This is a genomic window from Streptomyces sp. NPDC102274, assembly GCF_044766385.1.
GTDB lineage: Bacteria > Actinomycetota > Actinomycetes > Streptomycetales > Streptomycetaceae > Streptomyces.
Map to the genome: position 1 here is coordinate 1 of NZ_JBIWLW010000045.1, position 25,384 is coordinate 25,384.

Sequence of the window (25,384 nt, forward strand, 5' to 3'; positions counted from 1 at the left end):
GCCGCCTTGCGAAGCGGCGACACTGAAGGAGCCCGGGGTGTTCTCGACGAGCCAGCCCCGAGCTGCCAGGCGCTTCGCCTTGGACCGCACCCCTTCGATCTTCGCCGGGACCAGTTCGAGGTCCAACGCACTGGCAAGTTGCCGGCAGATCGCCGGCCCTTCGCCGGACCGCTCACGGTCGGCCAGGACGTGCATGATCCGCTGGTAGTCCGGCGACAGCACCGTCACGTCAAGCCCCTCCCGCCGCATCGGGACCGCCGGACGGGACACCGCCCCGGGCGTCGCCGGTTGCGGCTCAATCGGCCGGGCATCCCCGGAAACTTGCACGTCCTTGGGCTCGCCGGACTCGGACAGCACCTGGCTCACCGTCTCCCTCGCGATCACAAGACGATTCTGCGCGGCTTCGGCCTCCTCCAGTTCGGCAACGAGCCGGTCCAGCTCGTCCCGCAGCGACTCCACCCGCTGCCGGGCAGCGACCTCCCGCTCCTCCAGCAACCCCATCACCGATGTCACCGGTCATCTCCGCATCGCCGAGAACGAACTGATCGCCCGAACCCTCCCACCACGACACCAGAACCATGCCTGACCAGCGGAAACTCAACGATCACATCCGGAAAGACAACGACTTCTGAGAGATTCCCAGGTCAGGTACCGAGAAACGGGACTCAAGTACGCCCTCAGATCGAGGACTCACACTCCACCAGCGCACCGCCGGCCGTATCGGAAGCCTCACCCGACTCATCCGCCAAGCCGCCATCACCGCCATCACCGCCATCCGCCAAGCTCACCGCCGACAGGCTCGCGCAGCTGGCTGCCCTTGGCCTGGAGTGGGCGGCATGACGCGGCCGTGGGAGGTGGCGGGCGTCATCGTCGCGACGGTTGCGCTGGGCTATCCGGTCGGGCGTCTGCGGCCCTGGCGGCGACTGGGCGACTGGGCTGTCGATCAGGTCCGCCTCGCCGGATCGTGGGTCCGGGGAGGCCGCGGACGCCAGGCCGTCGTCGTCCTGGTCCACGTCGTGACCTCGCCGTGTACCAGCTGGCGCATCGTGCGCGCCCCGGCCACCGGGACCCGGGCGTCGGCCCCCGTGCGCGATCCGGACTGGGTCACCAACCGCACCCCACGAAACAACGGAGGAGCAGCGTGAACACCGAGCAGCACGACGCGGAAAGAGCTGGCCCGCATCAGCAAGCGCCAGAGCGACGCGGTGACCGCGCGGTTCACGGTGTTCAAGGCCCTGGCCGCTGCCGGGGTCTCAACTGAGCGGGCAGATGAGCTCGTGTCGCAGTTGGAAGAAGGTCCTGCTGGAGGACCTGTCCTTCGCGGTACGCCCGTCCTTGCGCACGTCCCTCCACGCTCAACAGCGCCCGGCTCCGCGGAAGTGTCCACAGGGCCCTTTCCGGCTCCCACCTGCGAGCAGCCCGGATACAACCCTCGCGACCCGTCGCGAGTCAGAGATGCCGCGATGAGGTGAGGACCTTCGCGCAACCGGGCCACAGGAATGGCATACGATGCGCGCGACCCTCATAAAGATCACATAAGAGGATGTACACGTCATGACAGTCCGTGCCCCGTATCGTTCTCGTCGCGGCATATCCGCCGTTGCCGCCCTACTCGCGATCGGCGCGGTGGGATGCTCGGGCGTCTCCGATGCCGTCGACAGCGCCAAGGACGGCGCGAAGAAGGTGGCTCGCCAGCGCTCGGTGTTCTCGCTGGACCTCGGCGACTGCTATAACCCGACCGGCAAGGCCGAGGGGACGGCGTACGCCGTCGAGATCGTGCCCTGCGACGAGGCGCACGAAGGCCAGGTCGTCGGCGAGTTCGCGATCGACAAGGGCGAGGAGTACCCCGGCGACGACGGGGTCTCGACGATCGCGGACAACCGCTGCCCGGCCGAGGCGCAGAAGCACGCCCCGGACACCTGGGCGCTCCCCAAGGGTGTCGCCCTCTTCTACTACACCCCGACCAAGGAGAGCTGGGCGACCGGCGACCGCGCGGTGAGCTGCACCTACACCGCGGAGAAGGGCACGTTCAGCGGCTCGCTGGACACCGCGAAGTCCCTCAAGCCCGAGCAGAACACGTACCTCAAGGGTTCGAACGCGGTCTATGAGGCCCTGTGGGCGAACCAGCCCGAGAAGGACAGCGTCGAGGACGACCTGGCCGGCTACAAGACGCAGGCCAAGGCCGTCGCGGCCGCCCTCGACGCACACGTCAAGGGCCTGGACGGCATCGAGGGCACCGAGGTCCGCAAGCTCCGCGCGACGCTGACGAAGGCGTCGGGGAACTGGAAGAAGGCCGCGAACGCCGCCGACGCCGAGGCGTTCTACATCGCCTACGACCCGGCGTTCAGCGACATCGACCCGAACAAGTCGGTCGCCGCCCGCAAGGAACTGGCCCTGGCCACCACCGTCCCGGCCGACGAGGCCGAGGTCTGGGCGGGCTGACGCTCCGTCGGATCAGCGGGGCCGTGTCCGTCAAGGACCCGGCCCCGCTTCCTAGTTATAGGATCACGAGCGTTGTTGGCACTTGTCGGAGGGGATCGCCGACGCGCTCCGGCTGAGCGGCGGGCCGTGAGTGTGCGGCCTCTCCACCCCCGCTCTGCCTCGATCCACGTCGCACGTGGTCAGCGAGTGATGGTCACGGAGCGAGGCTCGGTGTCCGGCCTGGGCGCCACCGCGCCCCGGAGCCGACCAGGTGCCGGTCGCGGGCAGCGGCATCTCCGTGGCGTACGGGCCAATCCCCCCACGCCCGGCTCACCGCGCCGGGCGGCGCGCGGCGCCTCGGTGGCCGGCGTCGGACGCGCGCCGCCCGCGCACTAGCCGTACGCGATCCGGAGCGACGCCCGAAGCCGCCATCCGGATCACCGCGAGCGGCCCTTCCGGTGATTGCAAGGCCCCTCGTGAGCGAGGTAGCTGCCGCGGGGGTACGGCACCTCAGCACAGGACGGACCCGGAGCCCGCGAGGAGAGCAGCCATGTACGCAGCCGTGCGGCGGTATGAAGGCGTGACCGATCCGCCCGAGGTGGCACGCCTCGTGAAAGAGGGGTTCGTACCGCTCGTGCGCCAGATCCCCGGCTTCGTGGCCTTCTACTGGATCAATGCCGGGAGCGGAGTATTCGTCTCGACCAGCGTCTTCCAGGACCGGGCCGGTGCCGAGGAATCAACCTTGAGGGCATCACACTTCGTGCGGGACAACCTCGCGTCGCGGCTCCCCAACCCACCCCAGGTCATGGCCGGCGAGGTTGGGGCTTCCGCATAGCGGGACTTGCCGGAACCGGCGGCGCCGATCATCGCGATCCGACGCCCACGATGAGCTGGACCAGCCCGGCTGCCAGGACCGGGTCGCCGAAGTAGCAGGCGGGACAGTCCGGCTCCGTCGTGCCCGCCGATGGGACGTCGAACGCACATGGGAGTGGATCATGCACGCCCGCCGACACACACGTGACGGACGAACGATTCATCCAGCACTCCGAAACCCTCATCACCCGGGCCACCGTCACACTCATGACGAGGCGCACCACCCACCGACGGGCCCTCCGTCTTCCCCCGCTGCCCGGCCCCGCATCGCTCCGGATGACCGCTCAACGCGACGGTGTGAGCCTCTGTCATCCCCCAGGGTTGTTTGGCTCACGAACGGCCCAGCAGATGCCGATTGTGAGTGCAGGAGCTCATGGGGGGGCTCCGTTCTGGGAGGAAACACGGACCACGCCGTGACGATTTGTGCTGGCGTGGGCTACACGAGCACCCCGACCACCATCCAGGCCGGTGGAATCGGCGAGCTCAACGGCGCACTGGAGGATTCGACCTCCTCCATCCGCATCCTGGACTAGCGCACCCGCACGCCAGGCGCCGGCTCGGTCACAAGGACAGCCTGCCGCAGTAATGGCCGCGGAAGGGTATCGGCGTCCGGTGAAGTGGCACTGTGACCAACTGGCAAAAGGGCGGGTGGGTCCTGACGTCGAATCGCTGACCCGTACATCCGGGGCCACCTTCGCCGGTGGCCCCGGACCGCGCAGGAGCCGCAGCTCGAGGCAGTGCCGGAAGCCAGGCACGGCCCGGTCTCGAACGGACGATCCGCTGAACCGCACCGGGCCTCCGTCATGTGCGGGACTGTGAAATCGACATCGGCAGAACCTCGCACGAGCTGGGGCACCCGGCCTCAGTCGTTCACCGCAGCGCTCACAGACCCGCCCCGAAGCCTCCCCGGCGTCCTCGGACACCCAGCCAGCCCAAGGCCCAAAACCCCCGGCCACCCCCTCGCCGATGAGCCAACGGTCGACCTCCGGAGACTCTCCGCGGAGGTGTTCGTGGACCTGTCGGCCAAGACAGCCGGACGCGTCCAGTCCGATCTGGCCTTCTCCGCCGCCGGCCTTACCCGCGACGTCGCCTTCGAAGTGACCAACGCGGACTTCCTGGCGCGACTGGTCGGGCAAGGGCTCGGCGTGGCGATGCTCCCCTCCGCGTACGTGGCTCAACTCAGCGGCGTCACCACCATCGAGGCCACCGACGCGCCCGCCCGCGTCGAATACGCCGTCTGGAGCCGCGACAGCCGTACGCCCGCCGCGACCGCCTTCCTCCGCATCCTCGACATCTCCGATGTGACCGACACGCGGTGACACCAACATGCCACGTGTCTCCGTGCGTCGGCTGCCCATAGCCGGAGTCCCTGTCCTGAGCAGGACGGCGACTCCGGTGCTGGGGTGCGGGACCGGCCCCTACCTCAGTAGCGGTAGCGGTCCGGCTTGTACGGGCCGTCGGCCTCGACGCCGATGTAGGCGGGCCTACTCGGGGCGGAGCGTCGTGAACTTGACGCCGAGCGAGTCGAGGTGGGGGCGGGCGACCTTCTCGTCCAGGTGCTCGGGCAGCACATGGACAGCCGTTGCCGCAGAGGCCGCCGTCGAACTCGCCGCCATGGAGAGTGCCGAGTTGGGCGACCCTCAGCGGCCGCGCCCAGCAAGCCGTCGTCCTCAGCCGTGAAGACGCCTCCCCTTTCCAGGTCGCCGCTGACACCGTCCTGCAGCAGGACCCCTTCGTCAGCGAAGAACTCTTCGTCGGCATCGATCCCACCGCCGCGGCCTTCGCCGCCGCCCACCGGCTCGCCGCAGCAGGCGACGTGGCCGACGAAGCATCCGGGCCCGAGGCCACCCAGGTGATCCTCGAAGCCGACAACATCCAGGCACTCCCCCACGAAACGCCGACCTGTGTCCTCGGCCTCATCAACGACGGCGCCACCCCGCACGAAGCCGTCACCAGCCTCGTTCGCCACGCCATGCACATCACCGACGGCCGAGCGCGCAATCATTTCATCCCTTATGTTGGCACTAGATGGCTTTTCGGGTATGTGCAGATGGTCGAGTCCCCCTCGACCAGCCAGAGCGGTCGGCCGTTCCCTGGGCCGCCCGGGGAACGCCACAGGCCGGCCGCCGAGCACAAGAAAGTTGGCTGACCGCGCCAACAACCTGCTGGTCTACTTCCACAACTGCGGCACCTGCCGAATCGGCGTGGACGACCTGGACGTCGTCGACCCGGAGCCGCGGCTACACGGCATCACCGGCCTGCGGGTGGCCGACGCCGCCACCTTCCCCTCCATCCCGTCCGCCAACACCAACGCAACCGCCTACGCCGTCGCGGAACGCGCGGCGGCACTGCTCAAGGCGTAGCCCGCCCGGCCCGCGTGAGCCGGCAGCCCGGCCCTGGAGGCCGCTGCGCCTGGTTACTGGGCTGGATGGCTGTCCGCTCGGGTGAACGTGGCCTCCAGGACGCGTATCGGGCCGTGATCGATGGTCGTGATCAATGGGTGCTCCAGGTGAGGTCTTTGATCCGGATCGCCGAGGGGTTCAGGTGGAGTCCGGCGAGGTAACTGCCCGGGGTCCTGTCGTCGGCGACCCTCTTGACTCTCAGGTCGTTTGAGATCCCATAGCGACGGGTGTGAACGAGCTCTGCTCCCTCGGGGACGTCGCCCGCCGCACGGGCCTGAGCGTGAGCGCGATCAGGTTCTACGCCGACGAGGCGTCGTCACGCCCACCGGCCTCACCGACGGCGGCTTCCGGCAGTATGACGTGACGCCATGGTGCCCGAACGTCTTCTTCCAGGTCGCCGCCGCGTCCTGTTTCTCGGAATGCGCGATGACGAGCACCCCGTCCAGGTCCACGATCAGCTGACCGTCGGCATCCGGGGCCGTCTTGCCTGCCAACGTCCAGACACGTTCGCGAACTTCGGCCCTGGCGGTGCGGATTGCTGCCAAGGCCCGCTTATCGCCTGATCCAGACCGGTCTTGCGGACCGTCTCCATCAGCAGCACGGCCCCCGCCTGCGAGACGACCCCGCGACCGCCGCCCTCGACGCGGACACGCGGGTAGGACCCGATACGCCGCTTCACCTGGAAAGTGCCTCCGGCGCCGGCGGGAACAAGGACCTCGACAATCCTCATTCTCGCTGGTCAGAGGCACTTTCTGTGTTCCTGATCACCAGCCGCCCGGAGGCTGCGGTGTCCAGCTGGCGACGAAGCTCTGCACCGACCGGGTGTGCCACTTTGCCCACCACCCGGGCCCGACGGACGGCCTCACCAGTGCGGCCGCCACGCACGGGGCGTGGCCGGCGCCGACCACCGCCGCATCATCCGCACCGCTCCGCTCATCCTCGGGAGGCAGCATCAGGCCACGCGTACCGCACCGCCCGCGGGCCGCAGTTGCTCCCGAAGGGTGCCAGGCGACGCCGCTCACCCGCCCTCCGATCGAGGAGACACGGTGACCGACTCCTTCGAGCAGGACCTATGGACGCTGCGATTCTCATGCACCGCAAGCGCGGCCGGCCAGGGCTGGGCGCTCCGGCCGGCGCGGGGGCCGCTTGTCGCGCAGGGCCGCCATCGGGGAGATCTTCCCGGCCCGACGGGCCGGAACGTACGCGGTGACAACGGTGACGACGACACCGAGCACCAGCCCGATCGCCGGCGTCGTCCACTTCACCGTCAGATCCCCGGTGGACCAGGCCGGCCGCTCACAGCCCCGGCAGAAGGTCCGCCCCGGCCCAGAAGGTCGACAGCATGACCGCGAACCGGCCCTTCGTCAGGCGCGGGGTCCGCGGTAGCCGGACGGCCAGGAGACGGTCCACTCGATCAGCCGCCTCCGACGCCCTCGGGGAGAGCGCGACGGCCTCCGATGGCTTTGCCGTTTCTTTACAACCCGTTCCGCCGCTGCCTCGTCTCTCCGCTCGATCCGTTACTCAGCCCGCCGAGCCACCGGGCGGGCGGACCAACGAAAGAGAGCGAGTTATGCGCCGCACCATCCTGAGCGCCACGGCACTTGCGTGCACCGCCGTACTGGCGAGCACCGTGCCCGCGTTCGCCGACGGAACGCCCCCCTCCCAGACGCCCCGACCGGCCACCACAGCCCCGGCCCCGGCCCCGACCCCGGAGCCGGCTCGGACTCCGGCCCAGGACGCCGGGCCGGCTGAGGTTCCGGCCCGGGACCAGGTGTCCGTCGTACCGAGCGGAGCGCCCGACACCGGTGTGGCGCTCGTATCCACGCGGTCCGGATCCGACACCGGGCTGATCGGCGGGGGCGCCGCCGCGGTGCTCGTCGCGGGCGGTGCGGCGGTCTTCGTCCTACGCCGCCGGAGGACGACCGGGGCATGAACTCGCCCTCCAGGCGCGCGTTCATCACCGTGGCGACGGCCTCGCTGGTCGTGAGCTGCGGCGGTCTTGGGGCGGGCCAGGGCACAACGGCCCGCCCCAGCAGCGCGCCACCGCCTTCACGTTCCTCCGGGTCCCCCGCAACGGCGGCGCATGCCCTCGGGCGTTCGGTCCCGGTCGCGTTGCGGATCCCGGCCATCGGGGTCGACACCCCGGTCATGGAACTGGGGCTGGCGCCGGACGGCAGTGTGCAGGTGCCACCGATCACGGCTCACGACCGGGCGGGCTGGTACCGGCACTCGCCTACGCCGGGTCAGGTCGGCCCCTCGGTGATCCTGGGCCATGTCACGGTCGGCGCCTACGGGGACGGGGTCTTCCGGCACCTCGCGCGGCTGCACCGGGGCGACCGGATCGTGGCGCGTCTGAGGAACGGCACGGAGGCGCTGTTCGCTGTCAGCGCCGTACGGACGGTCGCCAAGGCCGACTTCCCGACGGACGACGTATACGGGGACGTGGGCCGTCCGGAGCTGCGGCTCATCACGTGTGGCGGCCCCCGTGCCGGTGGCGAGTACCTCGACAACGTGATCGTCTTCGCCGCACTGAGCTCGGCAAGTCCCTGACTCGCCACCCGATCCTGGGTCGTTGGAACCGTATGCCAACGGCCCGGGATCCTTTCTTACGAGTGCGTCACGACCATGGAGAGCGTTGAAACGGTCCCGCGAGAAGGCAGCGTCCGAGCTGTTCGGCGCCCTCTACCCGCGCCTCGCGGGCTGGTGCCGCCGTCTCGTCGACGACGACGGGACGGCCCACGAGATCGCCTCCGAGGCGTTCACCAGGCTCTGGGCCCGCTGGACATCCGTGGAGGAGCCCCGCGGTTTCCTCTACGTCACCGCGGCCAACCTCGTCCGAGACCACTGGCGCAAACTGGAGCGCGAGCGGAAAGCCATGCACCGCGCCACCACCGAAGCCGCCGTCCGCCCCCACCCCGAACAGGAGGACCCATCGGTACGCCTGCTCGTGCAGTCACTGCCGGAACGACTGCGTGTTGCGATCCTGCTGCACTACTACGCCGACATGCCGATCCGGGAGGTGTCCGTACTGACCGGGCGCAAGGAAGGAACCGTCAAGGCCGACCTCCACGCGGCCCGAGAACTGCTCCGCGCCCACCTGAGGAGAAGCCTTGACCACACGCTGTGACGACGGCCCGGAGTTCGAGCCCGATGACCCCCTCGCGGTGATCCTGCGGCCCTCCTCCGGCAACCTCGGCCCGCCCGCCGGCCGATACGAAGCGATCCGCCGCGCCGCGGTCCGCCGCCGACTGCTGCGCACCGCGGCCAGGGCCGGCATGGTATGCGTGGTCGCCGCCCTCATCGTCCTTCCGCTCCGCCTGGCCGCACCGGGGTCACCCGCGTCCCCGACGGTCCCCCTCGCCCCACCGCCCATGCGCAGCCCCTCGCCCTCACCGCCCCCACCGACGCCGCCCGCCCTCGTCACTCCCAGCCCCGCCACCACGGCCGCGCAATCCGCCGGGCCGCCGTCAGAGCGAAACGGCCGCGACGCTACCCCTCGAAGCCGCCACCCGGCCGAAGTCACCCGCTCTTCTTCCCCCGCCGCTTACGGCCCCGGGGGAAATTGACGTCGGGGCGGGAGTGTCATGAACTACATGCGGGACCAAGACCCGCGAGAGCGGCCGGGACCATCGCGACGACACCGCATTCAACGAGGTCAAACCCGTCAAGCTGGGCGGCGACCACGGCGGGCGCGGCCTGATCATTGTGACCCTCACCGGCCCGTGGCTGGTCGAGTACCTGCGCAAGCTCGACTACGAAGCCCACGATGGACCGATGGCGAATGCGGATGACGGCCCTGTGGCCCGGCGCATGTGCACCGCGCTTGCCCCGGTCATGGACCGCATCAAAGCGGACCAGGCACCTCCGGATGTTCCCCGCCGCGTCGTCGACGACGCGGCGGTGTCCGCCGGCTCGACACCCTCGCCCGACCTGACCGCGAAGAGCTGACCCGGTCCCGGCCCCCGGCGCTCGCGGGGGCCCACACTCGTGGCCAAGTCACGCATACCGTACGAGACAGGGGGCAGGGCGTCGCAGGCGTCTTCGGCCGGCACCGTGCGAAGAGGCGGGCGTTTCGCGGCTCGGCAGTAGCCCTCTCCGTCCAGGTATCCGGCGAGAGCGTCTTCGGTGGCGATACTTACACGGCGTCTTCTGCGACAGGCAGCGCGTAGTCCCACAACCTGTCCGCAGCGGCCGGGTCGATCGACCACTCGGCGACGCCCGACATTGTCATTTCGGGACCACCAACGACGACCTCGGACTCGTGATTGTCTTCGAAGTGACGCCCGGTGACACCGTCGAGGAGCGGTGACGCGGCGAGCAGGACAGGGGTGGCAGCTCCCTGTTCGGGGGTCTTGAAGTAGTCGGGAGTGAGGAGGTTCCCCTCGTCGTCCATGGCCCCCATGGCCTGCATCGTCGCCTTGTCCATGTGGCGCGACAGGTTGGTGTGGATCCATCCCGGCTCGCAGGAATTCGCGATGATCCCCTCCGCAGCCCACCGGCGGCTGATCCCGACCGCGAGCAGCACGTCAGCCGTCTTCGACTGAACGTAGGCAGCCATGGGGTCATACGGCCGCCGTTCGAACTGCGGGTCGTCGAAGTCGAAGCCTCCCAGGCGCTGCGCGCCCGAACTGACGACAACGACCCGCGGCTTCTCAGCGGCCTGGAGGGCGCTGTGCAGTCCGAGCACCAGGGCGAAGTGGCCGAGATAGTTGATGGCGAGCTGCATTTCCCAGCCCTGTGCGGTGACCTCGCGGGTGGGCAGCATCATCACTCCGGCATTCGCGACCACCGCGTCAACCGGCCCCTCCCAGCCCTCGCAGAAGGCCCGCACGGAGCCCAGGTCCCCGAGGTCGACTGCTACGGCCTCGGTGTTGGGGAACTCCTCAAGAAGCGGCTTGGCGATGGCGGGGTTACGTGTTGCGATCGTGACGTGGGCTCCCGCACCGGCAAGAGCACGAACCGTCTCGGCCCCGATGCCCGAGGCCCCTCCCGTGACAATCATGCGCCGCCCGGCCAGGCCGACATCGGCCAGGACCTCTGCGGCCGTGGTGCGCATACCAAAAGGCGTACTGAAGAGTGTCATACCTGTTCCAACGGGACCGACCGCCAATGAGTTCACGCCACAACGTATTCAGGGATTCTCGTCACAGTCGGTAACTACCAGCCTCGCCCACGATCACTCCCCTCCGGAACGGATCCACCTCGCCGTCGCCGCCACCGGCGTCATGTACCTGGAAGCCTCCGGCATCACCCCGACATCGCCACCCTCCTGCGCACCTGGTCCCCGAGCCGACAGAACACCACGCAAAGCCGAACGCAGCCGAACGCACAGGACAAGCTGCCCCGCACGTCCCGCTGAGCGGAGAGCGGCTGCCGTACACCGCACATGAGAGCCACGCCTCATGGACGGTGTACGGACGGTGTGTACGGTGTTCCGTACGACCAGGCCCGGGCGGCGAGAATCAGCGCTGCGGGACGAGGTTGGAGATCTTCCAGAGCGAGCCCGTGCCGGTCACCTGGGTGGTGTAGGCGTTGCCGTTCCGGTCCAGCTTGAAGGCGAAGAAGCTGAGGCCGCGCACACTGGCGACCGGTGTGCCCACACCCGTGTCCGGGTCGAGGCGCGTGACCTCGTTGCCGACGGCGAAGTAGACCTGGCCGTCCGCCGCCACGGAGATGGACGTGGGCTCGTAGAACTGGGTGGCGACAGTTTTCGTCGCCCCGGTGGTGAGGTCCGTCCGCAGGATCCGGCCCGTGAACATGTCGGCGATGTACGCGCCGCCGCGTCCGTCCACCGCGATGCCCTGGGACAGGCCGAGGCCGGACGCGACGACACGCACCGCACCGCTCTCCTTCACCTCGTACAGCTTGCCGCTGCCACCGGTGGCGTAGATGGTGTTGCCGCTGCGGGCGATGGCGTGCAGCGCGCCGAGCCCGGAGGCGAGAGGCGCTGCTGTCCGGTGGCGAGATCGACCTCGCGCAGGTTGCCGTCAAAGTCTCCGACGTACGCGCTGCCGGTGCCGTCGAGGGCGATGCCGCGCAGATTGCCCAGGCCCCCGGCGACGGTGGAGCGCGCGCCGGTCACCAGGTTCACCTTGCGCAGTTCGCCGTTCTGGTACGTGAGGTAGGCGTTGTTGCCCGTGTCGTACGCGGCGTCGACGGGCTCGCCGAGGCCGGTCACCAGGCTCGTGCAGGAGGACGAGGGACAGGTGACCACGGGCACGGCAGCCGCTGAGGCTGATGTTCCCGCCAAGCCCGCGACGGTCAGCGCCGTCAGGAGTACGGCTGCGGTACGGGTGCGCCAGGAGGCGGCAGAAGTCACGGCGAGTTCTCCAATCGAGTACGACGGATCTGGCCCGGCCCGTCCCGGATCCGGGTAGGGGCTGGGCCACTTGTGAGTACGGAGCACGGCCAGGCACGTGTTCAACGCGCGACAAACTTGGCCTGAACGCGCCCCGGGCCGTGACGTCACGCCGCCGCGTGAATGCCGTGCTCTGGGCTATGACGCCGGGTATGCGCACCGCACCAGGGCATTCACGAACCTGGTCGACCGGGCGGCAGAGGCAGGCCCTCGCGCAGTGGGTGGAGCGGGAAGGCGCCGACCGGCCGTTGCGCCGGACCGTACGAGGCCGGTACCGGGGCCAGGCCCACGTGCCCTGGGAGCGGGCGAGGTCGGTGGCGGGCCGGCGGGCCGGAGTGGAGTGGACGCTGCTCTGGATCGAGAACACCGCCGGTGGGCCGGGCGGGCGAGCCGAAGTGGGATGGTTCTCCAGACGCTCGGATGTGTACCATGCCGGTTATTCCGTTGCCCCATAAGGTCGCACCTGTGATGATCAGCGGATGCTTTCGACTGTTCCCGACGGGCGCGCAGGAATCGACGTAGCCCTGGTGAAACGGCTGATCACCACGCAGTTCCCGCAATGGGGGCGTCTGCCGGTCGTCCCGGTGGCGGTGGACGGCTGGGACAACCGCACCTACCGCCTCGGTGAGGACATGACAGTCCGTCTGCCCACCGCCGCCGGCTACGCCCCCGCTGTCGACAAGGAATGCGACTGGCTGCCCCGCCTGGCCCCCTCTCTGCCGACGGCTGTGCCCACCGTCCTGGCCAAGGGGGCCCCGGGCGAGGGATATCCCTACTCCTGGTCGGTACGCCGCTGGCTGCCCGGCGAGACGGCCTCCCCCGAACGCATCGACGACATGTCCCAGTTCGCCGCCGACGTGGCCCGGTTCATTCTCGCCCTGCAGCGCTGCGACGCCACCGATGGCCCCCTGGCGGGGGCACACAGCTTCTACCGCGGCGCATCACCCGCCCACTATGACGACGAAACACACCGGTGCATCGCCGCCCTGGGCGGCCGCATCGACAAGGGGCGTGCCACCGAGGTCTGGCAGGCGGCACTCGCCGCCGAATGGCGGGGGAAGCCGCTGTGGTTCCACGGCGACGTCGGCGGCAACAACCTGCTCGTCGACGGCGGCAAGCTGTCGGCCGTCATCGACTTCGGCACCTCGGGCGTCGGCGATCCGGCCTGCGACCTCACTATCGCCTGGACCATGTTCCATGAGGACAGCCGTGAGGCGTTCCGCCAAGCGGTCGCACAGGACGACGGCACGTGGGCCAGAGCCAGGGGCTGGGCACTGTGGAAGTCCGCGCTGACTGTGGCCGAGTGCCCGGATCCCCGAGACGGACGGGTTGCCATCCATCTTCGTGTGATCGACGCAGTACTGGCCGACTACGAACGCTTCGCGTAATCGGGCCCAGGCACCAGCGCCGTCCTTCACACCCGCAGCACTCACCTGCCGATTCCGTGTCTCGTGAGACACACTGCTGTCTGGAGAGGACGCGTTCCGGGCACTGGTCTCCCCCGACGTGGGCCGGGTTGAGCCGTGCATGTCCGCCTCCCGTGGCGATCAGGCCGAAGCCGTGCTGATAGGCGCCGCCGAGGCTGGAGGACGGGACAGAGGTCAAGCTCGGATTGTTCCTGTCGAACAGCAAGAACCGACGCGCCAAGCTCACTGCCGACAGGCGCCAGGCGCTGGCCATGCTCGGACATGGAGTGGGCGGCGTGACCCGGGTGAGCGGGGCTCGTTGAGTGGTGACGCGGAGCATGGGACATGCCTCCGGGGCCGGTTGGCCCCGGAGGCATCGTCGTTCCCGCCGTCGGCCCTGTCCGCGCGGTACGAGCCCCGGGTGAACCGGTGAACCGGCCATGCTCGGTGGGGCGACACGTCTGTGCGGGGTGCTTGGAGAAGGCGAGCGGATCGCAGAGTCCGGTCTGTGTTCGCCGATCGCTGACAGCCTCCACTACTCGGTGATACCGTATAGTGGTACTCGGCAGTACGGAGTACCGATAGGACCGAGGAGGACTCGCGGTGGACGACCTGACGGAGATGCTGAAGGGCACGCTCGAAGGGTGCGTGCTCGAAATCATCGGCAGCGAGGAGACCTACGGGTACGCCATCACGCGTCGGCTGAACGAGCTCGGCTTCGCCGACGTCGTCGAGGGGACGGTCTACACCATCTTGCTGCGACTGGAGAGGAACGGACTCGTCCAGGTGACGAAACGACCATCCGGCGTCGGTCCGCCGCGCAAGTTCTACGCGCTCAACGACGCCGGACGCGAGGAACTCGCGAAGTTCTGGACGAAATGGCAGTACCTCTCATCACGCATCGACAGGCTCAAGGAGGGCGGGAGATGAACTTCTGGGAGACCATCACCGGCAGCGATCTCACCAGGGAATGGAAGGCGTTCGAAGCCCGGGCCGAGGCCCTGCCCGACGACTACCGGGCGGCGTGGGAACAGATCAAGGCCGGCCTCTTTCCCCATGGGGACTTCACCGGCCGCAACCTGATGCCGATCCTCGACGCAGCCCTGGGGCTGCTCGAAGAAACAGCGGCGGACGGGCAGCGCGTCCACGAGGTGCTCGGCGACGACATCCGAGGCTTTTGCACGGCGCTGGCCGGCGGAGAAGGGGCTCGAACCTATCGCGACCGGTGGCGCGAGCAGTTGAACAGGAACGTCGCAAGGAAACTGAGCCGGCTGGGAGGCTGACGTGGGCATCCAGGACATCATCGAAGGCAAGAAGCAGTGGCGGGCGCACATGGCCCGGGTCAAGGCGCTCCCGCCGGACTACCAGATCGTCTACAAGGAGATACAGAAGTACCTGTTCAAGGTCGGACCGGTCGACCTGCCCGACGGGCCCCTGCTCCCCGGGATCGTCGACTTCTTCGAGGAGGGCGTCGCCACGGGCAAGGGAGTCCTGGAACTCATCGGCAACGACGTCGCCGCGTTCTGCGACGACCTGGTCAAGGACTCACGCACCTACGCGGACATCTATCAGGAGTCCATCAGCGGGAAACCCGGCACGGCCGAGAAGTAGCACCCGTCGCCTCATGCCAGTGGGCATAGCCCGCACGCGCGGTTCGTTCGCCTCGGAGCAGCGCGAACAGGCGACGGGCCGACCCGGCCACCAGAAGCCGCCGCAGACTCTGTCCACCGAGGTGGCCGAGCCGGCCGCCGGAGACCTGGCCCGGCCCTGCCAATGCCCGCGGCGAGCAGGTCTCCGGCGGCGGGCCGCTCGACACCATTCCCCAAGACGACACGAGTGGCGTGTAGTCGCGGACGTTCACTCAATCCGAGTTCCGAGACAGCTCCCACTCCCCCTGTGTCTTCAGCCTTCGGAAGGAAGTCACCATGCCTTCATCTGTCATGCCCACGTCCAGCACAGGTGACGGTCACCCGTCGCCGACCGCGGTTTCCGCCGTCGGTCTGCGCAAGTCATACGGCGAAAAGGTCGTCCTCGACGGTATCGATCTGCGCATCTCGGCCGGGTCTGTGTTCGCGCTGCTCGGCCCGAACGGCGCCGGCAAGACCACCGCCGTGAAGATCCTGTCCACGCTCATCACCGCCGACGCCGGTGACCTGCACGTCGGCGGACACGACCTGGCCGCCGACCCACAGGCGGTCCGTGCCGCGATCGGTGTCACCGGGCAGTTCTCCGCCATCGACGGCCTGATCACCGGCGAAGAGAACATGCTCCTCATGGCGGACCTGCACCACCTGTCCAAGAGCGAGGGGCGGCGGGTCGGCGTCGAGCTCCTGGAGCGCTTCGACCTGGTGGAGGCCGCGAAGAAGCCCGCCTCGACCTACTCCGGCGGCATGAAGCGCCGCCTCGACCTCGCGATGACGCTGGTCGGCGGCCCGCGGATCATCTTCCTCGACGAGCCGACGACAGGGCTCGACCCGCGCTCCCGCCACAACATGTGGGGCATCATCCGCGGCCTCGTCTCCGACGGCGTGACCGTCTTCCTCACCACTCAATACCTGGAGGAGGCCGATGAACTCGCTGACCGCATCGCCGTGTTGAACGACGGCAAGATCGCCGCAGAGGGCACCGCCGAGGAGCTCAAGCGGCTCATCCCGGGCGGGCACATCCGGCTCCGCTTCACCGACCCGCTCATGTACCAGTCCGCCGCTGACGCCCTGCGCGAGGTCACCCGGGACGACGAGGCACTGTCACTGTCCATCCCCAGCGACGGCAGTCAGCGCGAACTGCGCTCCATTCTCGACTGGCTCGACTCCGCCGGCATCGAGGCGGACGAACTGACCGTCCATACCCCCGACCTCGACGACGTGTTCTTCGCCCTGACCGGCCCAGCCAGCGTCCCCAACCAGCCCAAGGAGACCGTCCGATGAGCGCCCTCTCCCTCGCCGTCCGCGACTCGAACACGATGCTGCGCCGCAACCTGCTGCACGCGCGGCGCTACCCGTCAGGGACCCTGAACCTGCTGCTCACGCCGATCATGATGCTGCTGCTCTTCGTCTACGTCTTCGGCGACGTGATGAGCGCGGGCATCGGCGGCGGCGGCGCCGACCGCTCCGACTACATCGCCTACATCGTCCCGGGCTTGCTGCTGATGACCATCGGCAGCACCGTAATCGGGGCCGCGGTGTACGTCTCCATGGATATGACCGAGGGCCTCATCGCCCGCTTCCGCACGATGGCGGTCTACCGCCCTTCGGTACTCATCGGGCACGTCCTCGGCAGCGTGCTGCAATCCGTCATGAGCGTGGTCCTCGTCGGCGCCGTCGGCGTGGCCATCGGCTTCCGCTCCACCGATGCCACCGCCCTGGAGTGGCTGGCAGCATTCGGGCTCATCGTGCTCTTCGCCCTGGCGCTGACCTGGATCGCGGTCGGCATGGGCCTGGCCAGCCCGAACCCCGAGGCGGCCAGCAACATGGCCATGCCGCTGATCCTCCTCCCCCTCATCTCCAGCGCCTTCATCCCGGCCGACACCATGCCCGGCTGGTTCCAGCCGATCGCCGAGTACCAGCCCTTCACCCCTGCCATCGAAACCCTCCGCGGCCTCCTCCTCGGCACCGAGATCGGCAACAACGGCTGGATCGCGATCGCCTGGTGCGTCGGCCTGATCGCGCTCGGCTACCGCTGGTCGACGGCGCAGTTCAACCGCGACCCGAAGTAGACACGACCTACCACGCCGGCCGCCTCCCGCAACTCGTCCCACCCCGTCCGCGTGCGGATCCGCACCCGTATGCCCGGCCGGAGGCGCGGCTGATCGACATAGCCCATGGCGGGCTGGCTCTGGCCCGCTCCCGCCACACCGACGGTCGTGAAGCTCGGCGCATGGGTCTCCAACACCAAATCGAGGCAGGACAAGGATGAGCGTTCTGGCCCCGGACGATGCATTGGTAAGGCCCGCCACGTACGAATGGGGTGCGCATGTCGGCCTCGTTGATCCCGCACGCCCGCCTGATGAGCATCGACGCCCGGCTGGAGCACGCCGCGGCCAAGCCGGTGATCGTCCCGGACACGATCGTCGTCGACCGCAGGAAGGCCTTCGTCTCCGGCACCTTCATCGCGGCCTGCCGGTCGCTGGGCATCTCGGTCCAGCCCGCGCGGCCGGCCACCCCGACCGACAAGGGTGTGGTCGAGCGCACCTTCTCCTCGATCAACACCCTGTTCTGCCAGCACGTCGCCGGCTACGTCGGCTCCAACGTCACCCGGCGCGGCCAGGACGTCGAAGCCGTCTGGACGATCGCGGAACGCGCCGACCTCTTCCAGGAGTGGGTTATCGCCTGTTGGCAGACCCCGCCTCACGACGGGTTGCGCAGTCCGTTCCTGCCCGGCCGGGCGCTGTCGCCGAACGACGTCTACGCGCTGCTGGTGTCCCGCTCGGGACATCTGCCGGTCTGCCTGAGCGGGGACGACTACATCGAGCTGCTGCCGGTGGAGTGGCGGAAGATCAACGACTACGCGATCACCCTCGACCACCGCACCCACGACTGCCGGGAGTTGGGCCCCTACCGGCGTCAGCCGTCCGGTGTCGACGTCGAGGGCAATCTCTGGGAGATCCATCACGACCCCTACGACCTCTCCCACGCCTGGGTACGCGACACCCGGGCCGGAGGATGGATCACCGTCCCGTGGACCCGGCTGGGCACGGTCTCGGCCCCGTTCGCCGAGGCTTGCGAGGAGCTTCGCCTGATGTCGGCCGCCAAGCAGGGGAAGGTGGGTCGGGTCCGGGCTCGCGGTCTCGGAGCGGAAGGTCTGCCGGCCAATGTCCTCTCGATCTTGAATGATCTCGCGACCGAGCTGGATGAGGTTGGCCCCGACGCAAACGCCACTGGCGCGCCCAAGTCGTCGCCCAGCCCGCCTCACGCGCCTGGAGAATCGCCATCCGACCGCCAGTGGCGGGCCGAGCCGCACCACGGCTACCCGGCACGTGCTCCCGATCCGGAGGGAACACGGCGTCGGCGCCGACGGCTGCGCCGCCCGCCAGGGCCGGAAGACCGAGGACCGCTGCATCTGATGCGGCTGTTCGGCGCGAGCGACGGCACCGTCATGCGCTACATCACTGCTGCTCATCCCGATCACACAGCGAAGCTGCCCCGGTAGCCACCCCGCCCCTGACGGGGTGTGCCTCATCCGCTCCCGGGCGTTCGAACTGGGTGCGGTACAGCTCCTCGTACCGGCCGCCGGTGGCCAGGAGTTCGGTGTGGGTTCCGCGCTGGACGACCCGGCCCCTCTCGACAACCAGGATCAGGTCGGCTGCCCGCACGGTCGAGAGCCGGTGGGCGATGACCACGACGGTACGGCCCTCGAGTGCTTCCCCCAGGGCTTCTTGTACGGCCGCCTCGGAGGTGGAGTCGAGGTGGGCGGTCGCCTCGTCGAGGATGACGACTCGCTGGCGGGCCAGGAGCAGCCGGGCGATGGTCAGCCGCTGGCGCTCGCCGCCGGAGAGCCGATAGCCGCGCTCGCCGACCACGGTGTCCAGGCCGTCGGGCAGCGAGGTCATCAGTTCGGCCAGGCGGGATCGGCGCAGAGCGTCCCAGATCTCCTCCTCGGTGGCCCCGGGCCGGGCAAGGAGCAGGTTGGCGCGCACGGATTCGTGGAAGAGGTGGCCGTCCTGGGTGACCATGCCGATCGTCTCGCGGATCGAGTCCGCGGTCAGGTCGCGTACGTCGATGCCGTTCAGCCGTACGGAACCGGCGTCGGTGTCGTACAGGCGCGGCATGAGTTGCGCGATCGTGGACTTGCCCGCGCCGGATGAGCCGACCAGCGCGACCATCCGCCCGGGTTCGGCACGGAAGGAGATGTCGTGCAGTACCTCTGTGCCGCCGCGGGAGTCGAGGGTGGCGACCTCTTCGAGAGAGGCGAGTGAGATCTTGTCGGCGGAGGGGTAGCCGAAGCGGACCCCGTCGAACTCCACGGACACCGGCCCGTCCGGCACCCGGCGGGCGTCCTGCTTCTCGGCGATCAGTGGTTTCAGATCGAGGATCTCGAAGACTCGCTCGAAACTGACCAGGGCGCTCATCACCTCGACACGGGCGCTGGCCAGTGCGGTCAGCGGGGCATAGAGGCGAGTGAGGAGCAGGGCGAGGGCGACGACGGCTCCCGGGTCCAGGCTGCCCCGCAACGCGTAGTAGCCGCCCAGTCCGTACACCAGGGCCAGGGCAGAGACCAGGGTGAGGGCGGTGATGAAAACGGACTGGATCATGGCCCTACGGATGCCGATGTCGCGCACCCGGCGGGCACGGGCGGCGAATTCGGCGGATTCCTCGGCGGGCCGTCCGAAGAGCTTGACGAGGGTCGCGCCGGGGGCGGAGAACCGTTCGGTCATCCGGGTGCCCATGGCGGCGTTGTGATTGGCGGCCTCACGCTGCAGCCCGGCCATGCGGGACCCCATCCGGCGGGCGGGGATGACGAACACCGGCAGCAGCACGAGAGCGAGCAGGGTGATCTGCCAGGAGACGCTCAGCATTACGGCAAGCGTCATCAGCAGGGTGACGATGTTGGAGACAACGCCGGACAGGGTGTTGCTGAAGGCCCGCTGGGCCCCGATGACATCATTGTTGAGCCGGCTGACGAGTGCGCCGGTACGGGTGCGGGTGAAGAAGGCGACCGGCATCCGCTGGACGTGGTCGAAGACCACCGTGCGGAGATCGAGGATCAGCCCCTCGCCGAGGGTGGCCGACAGCCAGCGGGTGAGCAGACCCAGCCCCGCCTCGGCGATGGCGATGACAGCGATCAGCAGCGAGCCGGATGACCGTACCGGTCGCCTGGCCCTTGACGGTCGCGTCGACGACGCGACCGGCGAGTACAGGTGTGGCCACGGCGAGCAGGGCTGTGACCACACTGAGCAGGAGGAAGCGGTACAGCTCCCTGCGGTGCGGCCGGGCGAAGGAAGCGATGCGACGGAGGGTGGCCCGCGAGAATGGCCTCCGGTCCTGCTTGGCGTAGTCCAGCGTGTCAGACGCGGCCCACGGCACATCCAGTACCGCAGTCACCGCATAGACGGCTGCCTCGCCGAGACCGGCCTGACCATCCAACCCGCCTGAGCAAACGGCACGACAGCACCAGTCAAACCTCAGTAGCCATTGTAAATGCCCTCTCAGAGCGCAACTCCTCTCCCAGGGAGGGCAGTCGGGATTGCTGAGCTTCAAAGTTTCAGCCGTTGCTACGGTGGGCGAATGCCGATACGAAGACATGAGGACGAAGCCCTTGCTGAGGCATGGGAGGCTCTCACCCGTTGGTTGGCGGAACATGCTCCTACGTCGTATGCCTCCCTGCTACCGCCGGCGCCGGACGAGGACATCGCCGCGGCGGATGATCAGCTAAGGCAACACCTCGGGTACGGGCTGCCTGCCGAGTTGAAGGCGCTGTGGCGGCTTTGCGGTGGGGTGGAGCACCAGGAAATCGAAGGCGACGAGGAGGGGGAGGTCGGTTCGGGGGCCTTCCTGCCCGGCGGAATCATTTTCACTCCGGAGCAGGCCATGTCTGCGGTGCTTCTCGGCGGCAGCAGTGGGTGGGGCGCACCGATTGTTCCCTGGCTCACACGGGACGAAGCCGGGCCTGAGTCCGGCCACTACGCAGGCCCTGACGGTGTTGGCTCCTGGGAGCTCCCTGAGGGGATCGACGATCCGCGGTATCCGTCGATCGCCGCCTACCTGGAGGCCGTTCACCGCACCCTGACGGCGGGGCCCGCTGATTTGATGGGCTCGTCCGGCGTGCCAGGCATCGTCTATCGCTGCCTGATCTGGGATGACCCGCAGAGCTCGTGGCTGACGGATGCCGCCGAAGACTGGGCACCGCTTCACTGAATGCAGCTGGTCGGCACCAGGCCAGGGCCCGGTGCCGACCAGCGTAGTGCTTAGGGCTTGGCCATCGTGCAGACGAGGTCAGCCGTGGTGGTGTCGCAGCCCTTGAACCAGGCATCGCCCGGGTCGAGGGTGTACCTGTCCTTGTCGATGATCCGGAACTTCTTCAGGAACGCTTCGTAGAAGTTGTCCAGGCTCATCGAACCGGAGTTGACCTTCAGCGACATGGACGACCGGCCGCAGTTCTCGTTGAACGTCGGTGCGTCGTATCGAGTGTCGTCCAGAAGGTGTTCGCTGCCGTCGTCGGTCTTGGCCGCAACGGTCTGGATACACTCGCCGCCGCCGTTTGCACCGGCTGGGTTCTGTCCGTCGTTCGCCGCCGGAACTCCCGGGGACTGGTAGGTGGAGGAGAACGGGAACTCGTCACAGGACACCGACTCGGAGGCCCCTTCGGTGATCTCCAGGTGCAGAGCCGTCCACGGGTGCTTGAGGAACGGCTTGTTCGGGACCCAGCCGTCGGTCCGCTTGGAGCGCGACTTGGGGCACATCACCTTATCCCGGTTGTCTTTTCGCTCATACAACGACTCGTTGCGCTCCTTCCTCGGAAGGTACTGCAGCGCATCAGAGCGGGTCTTACCACTCCCCTTGACCTTCGACTTGTTCTGGATCAGCCAGGCATGCGCCGCAGCCGACGGGTACTTGGCGGTGTTGAACTTGTACTCGGGGAAGTACTGCGGCAGTACACAGCCGGCATCCGGACCGTTCGCCGCGACCTTGTCGCACCGCACATCAATGGCGGGGGATCGCCACGGTCCGCTGTCCTGGTCCTTGTCGCCCTTGCCGTCCGGCGGGCCCGACTCGGTGACGAAGTGGCCCACGAACCACACCGGGAGCTTCTTCGACAGATCGATGTCACGTGCACCCCCGGCGCTATTGACGCTGCCATTCCACTTGTGGTCGGCGGTGCCGGTGGCCATGTGCCCGTCTGTCGGATCGTGCTCACCGCCGCCCTTCCAGCTCAGGTCATTGAAGAAGTCGAAGTTCTTCGCTCCCGATCCGCCTTCACAACCGTCGCTGTAGCACATGGAGTCGATGAAGGCGTCCTCGCCGCCGTCACCGAGCAGCACGGCCCGATCGTCCGGAGGGAAGTCGTTATAGACCGGGTTGATCTCGATCCAGGTTTTGACCTCAGCCGTCTTCGGGTCGGTTTTGACCTGGAAGGCGAACTCGAAGTCAGCGCGGTATGTGGCAACCGGGAGCCCCAGGTAGGTGTACGTCACCTGGTAGCCCATGTCGTAAAACAGGCACGCCTCGTTACGGGTGATCAGCGACTTCTGCGCCTCACCGAACAGCGATGGCTGGCACCATGAGCCCTTGATGATCGGGTCGGGGTAGGACGGCGCCCTGGTGCGCATGGCCTGAGCCGCCTTACGGGTGCCCTCCAGGGACCGTTCCATCTTGGGCGTGACGGTGACCTTCGTGCCGCCCTTGGTGAAGGTGCGGGGCTCCCAGCCCTTCCAGCCGGAAGCATCGGCGCCGGGTTTCGGCGGCGCCTGCGGTGTGTCGGTCTGGACCGGCGGTGCGGTGTTCGGATCCAGTTTCGGGATCGCAATGTCGATTTTCTGCTTGCGGTTGTAGTCCCGGGTCCCGGAGGTGAATCCGTAGTCCTTGATCGGCCCCACATTGCCTGCCCGGTCGACCGTGCGGGTCTGCACTGCGTGGTTGCCGTCTGCCGCCGGAGTCAAGGTGTACGTGGCATCCGGAGCCGCGGCCCTCGCCGTTCCGGTGGTGGTGGGCACCGATTGCCAGCCGTAGTCGGCCGCGTCGTCCTCGTACGGGTCGAGGCGGAACTGGACCTCGTTGGCATCCGGGGCACCGGTAGTGACGTCGAAGGTGCCCGCGACGCCGGAGGCGCCGCCCCAGTTCTCCGGATAGGTCTGGGAGCTGACGCTCTGCGGCTCACCGGGTGCGGTGGTGTCGACGACGAACTGGGTCCAGGGCGACCAGGAGAGGTTGTAGTGGGTGCCGTCGTAGGCGTTGGTGCGGAACTTGTAGGTCTTGCCGTCCTTGAGCTGTCCGGCCGGGACGTTCACGGACGCCGGCTGACCCGAGGCGACGAAGCCCGACACGAGCAGGCCCTCGCCCGCCGGGGTGGTGATGGGGGTGTCGGTGGCGGCGTCGTAGACCTGGAAGGTGCCGTTGACGGTGTCGCCGTCGGGGTCGGTGAAGGTGTCCCGCAGGGTCGGGGTGGTGGTGTTGACCGCCCACACGCCCGCGTACGACTTGAACGGCGCGCCGGCCTGCCGGTTCGTACCGTCCGAGGGGCGGTAGTTGTAGGTGACGGACAGTTTGGGCTGGTTGGCCGCGTTGTTCGCGGAGTTGACCCGCTTCCAGGCCTTGACGTCATCGGTGGCGGCGCGCAGGCCCATGTGGCCGCGGGTCGCCTTGGCGGACGCCCAGGACTGGACGAGTGCGTCGACGTCGGCGTTGATCCAGCCGTCCGGCTGGGTGGCGGCGCAGTCCGGGTTGCCCTTGGTTTCGGTGGAGGAGTGGTACTGCTGGTTCCACGTGGGCTGGGACGCCCATCGTGAGGCGGTGGAGGGGGCGCTGGTGTCCCAGACGGTCCAGGACTGGGCGGCGCAGTCGGTGTTGCCGGAGTGGAAGTTCCACAGCGCCAGGTTGGTGTCGACGATCAGCGCGTCCTGGATCGGCGTGGTGTTCCAGGTGATGAAGGAGCGCGCGGTGCGCGGGGTGCCGTCGGCGTTCTTCGTTCCCGGATTACCGAGGTCGAGCTCCACGTCGCTGGACCAGTCGACGGTCTCGCCCTGCTGTACGTAGGTGTCGAAGGTGTTCGACAGCGCGGAGGTGGATGGGTCGACGGTGACCGGGTACCGCGTATCGGGGTCGGCGAGGAAGCCGGCGTCGGGGGTGACGACCAGGTCGACCTGGCCGGCGCCCTTGTCGACGACCTTCATGTCGACGCGGACCCGGTTGGTGTGTTCGCCGGAGGTCTTGTCGACGGCCGCGTCCCACATGACCGGAGCGGGCATCGTGGCCCGCACGGCATGGGTCTTCACGTCGGTGAAGGTGACCGAACCGTCCTTGTTCGCCTTGGCCTTGAGGCCCTTGGCCTGGACCGGGAGGGTGTAGGAGTAGGCACCGACGGGCCGCTCGGCGATCTCGACGAACTGCTCGAAGCCGGTACGAGTCGCCTCCACGATGACGTCCGCCCCGGGCACGGCGTTCTTGTAGCGGGCGCGGGTGCCGTCCAGTTCGGGCCGCGGCAGACCGCCCTTCCACTGGAGGGTCACCGTGCTGTCGCCGCTGCCCAGGGTGACCAGGTCACGGGCCGTGTCATCCTGCGCGGCGCGCAGCGACGTCGGCAGCGCGCCGCCCTTACCGCCCAGGCGCAGGCCGTTGGGGTGCGCCTGGGAGACGATGCTTCCGTCGGCGGCTTCGGCGAGGGTGGCGTCGGCCTTCCGCCAAGTGCCGTTCTTCCAGACCCGTTCGGGGCCGGCGGTGAGTTCGGTGGTGAGGGTGCCGTCCGAGTTGGCGACGGTGTAGGTCGTCTCGGTGGTCTCGTCGGTGACGACGACCTTCTTGCCGGTCCTCTCCGCCTGGGTGATAGCCCACGCCTTGGAGCCCTTCGCGTGCTTGGCCGCCCAGGCGAGATCCGACTTGAGGATGTCAGTCTTCGACGGCTGGACTACCTTCGCGGCGCCGGGTTCCGGCGCGGGCGCTGCGCTGGTCGGCAGCGAGGCCCCGGCTATGAGTGCGGCCTCGGCGACCAGGAGCAGTGCGGCCCCGGCCGCGAAGCGCGCCCGGCGCCGTGACGCTTGTTGTCTGTGTGAAGACACGAAAGCGTGTGTCCTTCCCTGTAGAGAAATGCGACACATGTGCGAGCGCAGGACGCTACTCAGACACAGCGGGCAGGCACAAACAGTTATCGGCCGTGGCTCACATCTACCCCCAGCGGACCGCTGAAATGAGGCGGGATTCTGCCTCCAAACGCGTTAATGATCACACCAGCCGTCCCCACGACGGCTCGGGAGATCGACACCATCGCATCCCCGG

The 25,384-nt window shown here is 68.4% G+C and carries 23 protein-coding genes and 6 pseudogenes; 20 read left to right on the forward strand and 9 right to left on the reverse strand.

The genetic code is table 11. The features are described from left to right. Positions 1 to 513, reverse strand: a 513-nt coding sequence (locus ACIRQP_RS36885) for a hypothetical protein (protein WP_403898604.1), incomplete at its 3' end; no start/stop codon positions are given. A 182-nt stretch (positions 514 to 695) separates the two neighbouring features. Between ACIRQP_RS36885 and ACIRQP_RS36890 the strand changes: the two are divergent. From ACIRQP_RS36890 to ACIRQP_RS36910, 5 genes and pseudogenes are all read left to right on the forward strand, one after another. Continuing rightward, positions 696 to 770: pseudogene (locus ACIRQP_RS36890) on the forward strand (ATP/GTP-binding protein); the annotation flags it as partial. A 66-nt stretch (positions 771 to 836) separates the two neighbouring features. Continuing rightward, a complete protein-coding gene (locus tag ACIRQP_RS36895) occupies positions 837 to 1,145 on the forward strand; it encodes a hypothetical protein (protein ID WP_403898606.1) in 309 nt (102 codons plus the stop codon). Between the two features lie 409 nt (positions 1,146 to 1,554). Further along, positions 1,555 to 2,442: a septum formation family protein gene (locus ACIRQP_RS36900; protein ID WP_403898609.1), complete on the forward strand. Its 888-nt coding sequence runs from the start codon at positions 1,555 to 1,557 to the stop codon at positions 2,440 to 2,442. A 529-nt stretch (positions 2,443 to 2,971) separates the two neighbouring features. Further along, positions 2,972 to 3,256 (forward strand): hypothetical protein, encoded by a 285-nt coding sequence (locus ACIRQP_RS36905; RefSeq protein ID WP_403898612.1) that lies wholly within the window; start codon positions 2,972 to 2,974, stop codon positions 3,254 to 3,256. 952 nt (positions 3,257 to 4,208) lie between these two features. Then, positions 4,209 to 4,613 (forward strand): annotated as a pseudogene (locus ACIRQP_RS36910) (LysR substrate-binding domain-containing protein); the annotation flags it as partial. Positions 4,614 to 4,717: 104 nt separating this feature from the next. Here the strand turns inward: ACIRQP_RS36910 and ACIRQP_RS36915 are convergent. After that, positions 4,718 to 4,877, reverse strand: a pseudogene (locus ACIRQP_RS36915) (adenosylhomocysteinase); the annotation flags it as partial. Positions 4,878 to 4,915: 38 nt separating this feature from the next. Between ACIRQP_RS36915 and ACIRQP_RS36920 the strand changes: the two are divergent. Together ACIRQP_RS36920 and ACIRQP_RS36925 are read left to right on the forward strand one after the other, a co-directional pair. Continuing rightward, positions 4,916 to 5,443, forward strand: a complete 528-nt coding sequence (locus ACIRQP_RS36920; RefSeq protein WP_403898615.1) for a hypothetical protein — start codon at positions 4,916 to 4,918, stop codon at positions 5,441 to 5,443. Further along, positions 5,436 to 5,657: a GMC oxidoreductase gene (locus ACIRQP_RS36925; RefSeq protein WP_403898618.1), complete on the forward strand. Its 222-nt coding sequence runs from the start codon at positions 5,436 to 5,438 to the stop codon at positions 5,655 to 5,657. The genes ACIRQP_RS36920 and ACIRQP_RS36925 overlap by 8 nt, the downstream gene beginning before the upstream one ends. A gap of 377 nt (positions 5,658 to 6,034) precedes the next feature. Here the strand turns inward: ACIRQP_RS36925 and ACIRQP_RS36930 are convergent. Both ACIRQP_RS36930 and ACIRQP_RS36935 read right to left on the reverse strand, forming a co-directional pair. Next, positions 6,035 to 6,375, reverse strand: a pseudogene (locus ACIRQP_RS36930) (IS1380 family transposase); the annotation flags it as partial. A gap of 409 nt (positions 6,376 to 6,784) precedes the next feature. Next, complete coding sequence (locus tag ACIRQP_RS36935; protein WP_403898621.1) at positions 6,785 to 6,961, reverse strand: hypothetical protein; 177 nt, start codon at positions 6,959 to 6,961, stop codon at positions 6,785 to 6,787. Between the two features lie 305 nt (positions 6,962 to 7,266). Between ACIRQP_RS36935 and ACIRQP_RS36940 the strand changes: the two genes are divergently transcribed. The 4 genes from ACIRQP_RS36940 (at position 7,267) to ACIRQP_RS36955 (ending at position 9,644) form a co-directional block, all read left to right on the forward strand. Next, positions 7,267 to 7,629 carry a sortase-dependent protein gene (locus tag ACIRQP_RS36940; protein WP_403898624.1) on the forward strand — a complete coding sequence of 121 codons (363 nt, stop codon included), beginning with the start codon at positions 7,267 to 7,269 and terminating at the stop codon, positions 7,627 to 7,629. Continuing rightward, the gene (locus ACIRQP_RS36945; protein WP_403898627.1) at positions 7,626 to 8,246 is read left to right on the forward strand and encodes a class F sortase; all 621 of its coding nucleotides are present in this window, start codon (positions 7,626 to 7,628) and stop codon (positions 8,244 to 8,246) included. Before ACIRQP_RS36940 ends, ACIRQP_RS36945 begins: the two co-directional genes overlap by 4 nt. Positions 8,247 to 8,331: 85 nt before the next feature. Next, positions 8,332 to 8,823 carry an RNA polymerase sigma factor gene (locus ACIRQP_RS36950; RefSeq protein WP_403898630.1) on the forward strand — a complete coding sequence of 164 codons (492 nt, stop codon included), beginning with the start codon at positions 8,332 to 8,334 and terminating at the stop codon, positions 8,821 to 8,823. Between the two features lie 578 nt (positions 8,824 to 9,401). Further along, a complete protein-coding gene (locus ACIRQP_RS36955) occupies positions 9,402 to 9,644 on the forward strand; it encodes a hypothetical protein (RefSeq protein WP_403898632.1) in 243 nt (80 codons plus the stop codon). Positions 9,645 to 9,831: 187 nt separating this feature from the next. Here the strand turns inward: ACIRQP_RS36955 and ACIRQP_RS36960 are convergent, their stop codons facing one another. The 3 genes from ACIRQP_RS36960 to ACIRQP_RS36970 all read right to left on the reverse strand — a co-directional run bounded on the left by ACIRQP_RS36960 (position 9,832) and on the right by ACIRQP_RS36970 (position 12,015). Continuing rightward, on the reverse strand, positions 9,832 to 10,752 hold the full coding sequence (locus ACIRQP_RS36960) for an SDR family NAD(P)-dependent oxidoreductase (RefSeq protein ID WP_403898634.1): 921 nt from the start codon (positions 10,750 to 10,752) through the stop codon (positions 9,832 to 9,834). Between the two features lie 406 nt (positions 10,753 to 11,158). Beyond that, complete coding sequence (locus tag ACIRQP_RS36965) at positions 11,159 to 11,551, reverse strand: hypothetical protein (protein ID WP_403898637.1); 393 nt, start codon at positions 11,549 to 11,551, stop codon at positions 11,159 to 11,161. Beyond that, on the reverse strand, positions 11,548 to 12,015 hold the full coding sequence (locus tag ACIRQP_RS36970; RefSeq protein ID WP_403898639.1) for a hypothetical protein: 468 nt from the start codon (positions 12,013 to 12,015) through the stop codon (positions 11,548 to 11,550). Before ACIRQP_RS36970 ends, ACIRQP_RS36965 begins: the two co-directional genes overlap by 4 nt. 518 nt (positions 12,016 to 12,533) lie before the next feature. Between ACIRQP_RS36970 and ACIRQP_RS36975 the strand changes: the two genes are divergently transcribed. The 7 genes from ACIRQP_RS36975 to ACIRQP_RS37005 all read left to right on the forward strand — a co-directional run bounded on the left by ACIRQP_RS36975 (position 12,534) and on the right by ACIRQP_RS37005 (position 18,608). Next, positions 12,534 to 13,442 carry an aminoglycoside phosphotransferase family protein gene (locus ACIRQP_RS36975; RefSeq protein ID WP_403898642.1) on the forward strand — a complete coding sequence of 303 codons (909 nt, stop codon included), beginning with the start codon at positions 12,534 to 12,536 and terminating at the stop codon, positions 13,440 to 13,442. A 621-nt stretch (positions 13,443 to 14,063) separates the two neighbouring features. After that, complete coding sequence (locus ACIRQP_RS36980) at positions 14,064 to 14,390, forward strand: PadR family transcriptional regulator (protein WP_403898644.1); 327 nt, start codon at positions 14,064 to 14,066, stop codon at positions 14,388 to 14,390. Continuing rightward, complete coding sequence (locus tag ACIRQP_RS36985; protein ID WP_403898645.1) at positions 14,387 to 14,743, forward strand: DUF1048 domain-containing protein; 357 nt, start codon at positions 14,387 to 14,389, stop codon at positions 14,741 to 14,743. The genes ACIRQP_RS36980 and ACIRQP_RS36985 overlap by 4 nt, the downstream gene beginning before the upstream one ends. 1 nt (position 14,744) lies before the next feature. Next, complete coding sequence (locus ACIRQP_RS36990) at positions 14,745 to 15,071, forward strand: DUF1048 domain-containing protein (protein WP_403898648.1); 327 nt, start codon at positions 14,745 to 14,747, stop codon at positions 15,069 to 15,071. 314 nt (positions 15,072 to 15,385) lie between these two features. Next, on the forward strand, positions 15,386 to 16,387 hold the full coding sequence (locus ACIRQP_RS36995; RefSeq protein WP_403898650.1) for an ATP-binding cassette domain-containing protein: 1,002 nt from the start codon (positions 15,386 to 15,388) through the stop codon (positions 16,385 to 16,387). Continuing rightward, on the forward strand, positions 16,384 to 17,175 hold the full coding sequence (locus ACIRQP_RS37000) for an ABC transporter permease (RefSeq protein ID WP_403898653.1): 792 nt from the start codon (positions 16,384 to 16,386) through the stop codon (positions 17,173 to 17,175). Before ACIRQP_RS36995 ends, ACIRQP_RS37000 begins: the two co-directional genes overlap by 4 nt. Before the next feature lie 257 nt (positions 17,176 to 17,432). Further along, complete coding sequence (locus ACIRQP_RS37005) at positions 17,433 to 18,608, forward strand: hypothetical protein (protein ID WP_403898656.1); 1,176 nt, start codon at positions 17,433 to 17,435, stop codon at positions 18,606 to 18,608. Here the strand turns inward: ACIRQP_RS37005 and ACIRQP_RS37010 are convergent. Next, positions 18,565 to 20,488 (reverse strand): annotated as a pseudogene (locus ACIRQP_RS37010) (ABC transporter ATP-binding protein). The gene ACIRQP_RS37005 and the pseudogene ACIRQP_RS37010 overlap by 44 nt on opposite strands. Here ACIRQP_RS37010 and ACIRQP_RS37015 point away from each other — a divergent pair. Together ACIRQP_RS37015 and ACIRQP_RS37020 are read left to right on the forward strand one after the other, a co-directional pair. Then, positions 20,450 to 20,551: pseudogene (locus tag ACIRQP_RS37015) on the forward strand (IS630 family transposase); the annotation flags it as partial. The pseudogenes ACIRQP_RS37010 and ACIRQP_RS37015 overlap by 39 nt on opposite strands. Before the next feature lie 132 nt (positions 20,552 to 20,683). Then, positions 20,684 to 21,313 (forward strand): hypothetical protein, encoded by a 630-nt coding sequence (locus ACIRQP_RS37020; RefSeq protein WP_403898658.1) that lies wholly within the window; start codon positions 20,684 to 20,686, stop codon positions 21,311 to 21,313. A gap of 50 nt (positions 21,314 to 21,363) precedes the next feature. Here ACIRQP_RS37020 and ACIRQP_RS37025 read toward each other — a convergent pair whose 3' ends face one another. Next, entirely contained in the window at positions 21,364 to 25,167 is a 3,804-nt protein-coding gene (locus ACIRQP_RS37025; protein WP_403898661.1) for a DNRLRE domain-containing protein, read from the reverse strand. Positions 25,168 to 25,384: the final 217 nt, after the last annotated feature.